The organism is Nitrospira sp., from assembly GCA_016788885.1.
Taxonomy (GTDB): domain Bacteria; phylum Nitrospirota; class Nitrospiria; order Nitrospirales; family Nitrospiraceae; genus Nitrospira_A.
In genome coordinates, this window is record JAEURX010000069.1 from 1 (window position 1) to 3,275 (window position 3,275).

At 59.8% G+C, this 3,275-nt stretch carries 3 protein-coding genes; all 3 read right to left on the minus strand.

All coding sequences use genetic code 11. From position 1 onward, the window contains the following. The coding region (locus JNL86_17100; protein MBL8044628.1) for an efflux RND transporter periplasmic adaptor subunit at nt 1-1,079 on the minus strand (1,079 nt) is incomplete at its 3' end. After that, nucleotides 1,076-2,422, minus strand: a complete 1,347-nt coding sequence (locus tag JNL86_17105; protein MBL8044629.1) for a TolC family protein — start codon at nt 2,420-2,422, stop codon at nt 1,076-1,078. The genes JNL86_17100 and JNL86_17105, both read right to left, overlap by 4 nt. A gap of 97 nt (nt 2,423-2,519) precedes the next feature. Beyond that, complete coding sequence (locus tag JNL86_17110; GenBank protein ID MBL8044630.1) at nt 2,520-3,251, minus strand: spermidine/putrescine ABC transporter substrate-binding protein; 732 nt, start codon at nt 3,249-3,251, stop codon at nt 2,520-2,522. Nucleotides 3,252-3,275: the final 24 nt, after the last annotated feature.

A 3,275-nucleotide genomic window follows, 5' to 3' on the forward strand; every position in this document is an offset into this window, starting at 1 on the left:
CCCTCAAGAACACGAACCTGCCCGCCGGACACGTTGGAGACCACCACCTCGCGTTTCACATAGCGATCGGGGGCTTCTACCAGGTACACGAAATGTTTCCCGTCGATCTCGACGACCGCCTCTTTAGGAATCGCTAGGAACGGGGTGGCATCGCCGATATCCAGCCTCAGCCGGGCAAACATTTCAGGCTTCAAGCGTTGATCCCGGTTATCGACCCACGCGCGCACCTTGATCGTCCGCGTGTTCGGATCAACCACATCACCGATCGACGCCACCACCGACGCAAAATCCGTCCCCGGGTAGGCCTCCACGTTGATGCGTCCGACCTGGCTCACCTTCACCAGCGCCAAATCCCGCTCATACACATCGGCCACGACTTGCAGCCGGTCCAAATCCGCGACAGTGAACAAGACCTGGGCAGGGTCGCCGCCCACGGACTGCCCCGGGGTCACCGCCCGTTCGACGACGGTTCCGGCCAGCGGACTTTTCATGTCGAAGCGAGACGTGATGCGCTGCTGCGCGAGCGGTTTCTCCAACTCAGAGGCCGGGATCCGCAAGGACAGCAATCGCTCCTTGGCGCGACGAAACTCTGCGCGGGCCTTGATCAAATCGTTTTCAGCCTGTTTGAGATCCTTCAAGGCCAGAGCTTTGGTGGCATACAACTCCTTGGCCAACTCCTGGGCACGAGTGGAATACTCCAGCTCCGACGCTTCCTTCACAAACTCAGAATAGGCGGCCGTAATATCGGAACTGTCGATCACGAGCAAGGTCGCGCCCGCCTCCACCCGATCCCCCAACTTTGCCCGCACTTCTACCACCCGGCCTTGTAAGGGGGAAGAGATCTTCGAGTACCGGTCTTCACCATAAGCGATCTTCCCGACCAGCACTAACTCGGGCTGCACCGGCTTGAAGTCGACCACGGCTGTTTCGATTTGCCCCGCGGATGACACGACCGGCTGCGAGGCGACCGGTTCAGCCGGTGACGCGGCCGGAGCGGAAGCCGGCTCCTGCTTCTGGCTGCACGCGCACAGGAACAGCACCAGCGCCGCCCCTGCGACCTGTCTCGCACCGGACCTCATGAGGTAATCTCCTGCCCGACGGAACTCTCCAATTGAAACAGATTGCGTTGATAGGAGAAGAGCGCTTCGATGAAGTTCTGTTGAATGGTGCGGGACGTCCGGGCCGCATCGAGCAGATCGAGAATGGTGGCCCCGCCCCGTTCATAGGCTCGTTCGACAATGGTGAACGTCGACCGGGCATCCTCCAATACGCCGGCCAAGTAGGCTTCCACCAGACGGCGGCTCTGCAGAAGGTTTTGATACGCTACATCCACCTGATTCTCGACTTGGTTGACCGTGCGATCCAACTCTGCCTGAGCAGATTGCACACCGACTTCGGCCTGCACGATCCCGCCCTGATTGCGATTGAACAACGGCAACGGTACGCCCAAATTCAAGATTCCCATCTGCTGGTTGTCTGGTCCCTGCGGCCCTTGTATGGCATAACCGGCGCCAATGGTCACATCGGGGATCCTCAACGCCTTGGCCAATTTCAAATCCGCCTCGCGCTGAGACAGCGACGCTCGGCGACTCCTGATATCAGGCCGCACCTCCAACGCCACAGAACGCAGCTTCCCCATGTCAGGATCGACTCGCCGATAATCCATCTCTGTCGTCAGTTCCAGTTTCGAGGCGGGCGAGAGACGCAGCAACTGGCGCAAGTCCGCCCGTGCGGACTCCCCCTCCTGAATCGATTCGATCACCTGCGATTGAAAATCCACCACTTGCAACCTGATCCGGATGAGATCGACCTCGGCGATATAGCCCTTCTTGAACCGAATCGTATTGACGTCCAGAATCCTCGCAAAACGGTCGCGATTCTCCTCCGCCAGCGCAAGCCGACGTTGCGCCACCAACACGCGATAGTAGGCATCCTTGATGGTGAAACCCAGTTGCCTGACCGCGTCCTCGAAATCCGCCTCCGCCGACTGGACGCCGAACCCGGCGCTTTCGATGCGATACCCGCGCTTGCCGGCCAATTCAAACAGCTGCTGCACCTGCATCGTGAGACCGGCGGTTTTGGCCAGCGTATTGCCCTGAGTAAAGGACGCGACGCTGCCGATTTGCGCCACCGGATTGGGGAACAGGCGCGCCGTGATCTGCTGCCCCTTACTGAACTCGATGCCATACTTGGCAATGAGCAGGTCTAAGTTCTGCTTGAGAAAGAGGGCCATCGCCTCGGAGAGATTCAGGCGGACCACCGGAGGGGCAAACGGAACAGCCGAGACGCCAGGAGAATCGGCTGCCTGAACCCATCCGCCGGCAAGTGTGGAGACGCCCAGCATGGCGAGTGCCAAACCGAAGCGAATCCCCCGAACTATGGCACCACGGCACAGTCTGGAGCGAGCTTGGTCATGGCGCATGTCGTTCCGCATTGTGGGGAAATATCGACCAACTGAGGACAGGACGCGCATTATACTGATTTCGTGACACATTTGAAACAATCTTGGGCGCATCGGCTCACTGCATTTTGAGTTCCGTCCAGGCCCGATCATACAACCGAATGCCCTTCCCCACATCGCGCATCCATTCCAGACGAGCCAACTGATCCATCGGCGGATAGATGGCGGGATTCGCCCGCACGGCCGGACTGACCAATTCACGAGCGGATCGGGAGGCGGACGCAAATCGCAGGCGTTCCGATGTGCGTGCAGCCACCTCCGGCTCCATGAGGTACTCGATAAAACGCATGGCGAGCGCTTTCTGCGGTGCAGACTTCAGCACGACCAGGCAATCGGCCCAAATGGTGGCGCCCTCCTTCGGCACCACGTAGCGAATGGATGGACGTTCCGCCATGGCACGCGCCACCTGCCCGCCCCAACCATGGGCGAGGATCACCTCTCCCGACGCCAACAATTGGTCGTAGTGATCGCTGGTGTAGGTCTTCACCAGCGGTTTTTGTTGCAGCAACCGTTCCTTCGCCGCTTCGATCACCACCGGATCAGTGCTGTTCATCGATTGCCCCATGGAACGCAGCACTGCGCCGAAGACCTCCCGCTGGTCATTCAGCATACTGATAAGCCCTTTGTAGCGAGCATCCCATAAGATCGACCAGCTGTCCGGCACTGTGGAGAGCACGGCGGAATCGTAGCCGATCCCCACCGTGCCCCATAGATACGGCACTGAAAACCGCCGCTCCGGATCAAACGGCAACGCCTGGAGATGTGGCTCCAGCAGCGAGGCGTTGGGCATGCCCGTGGTGTCCAACTCCTGCAG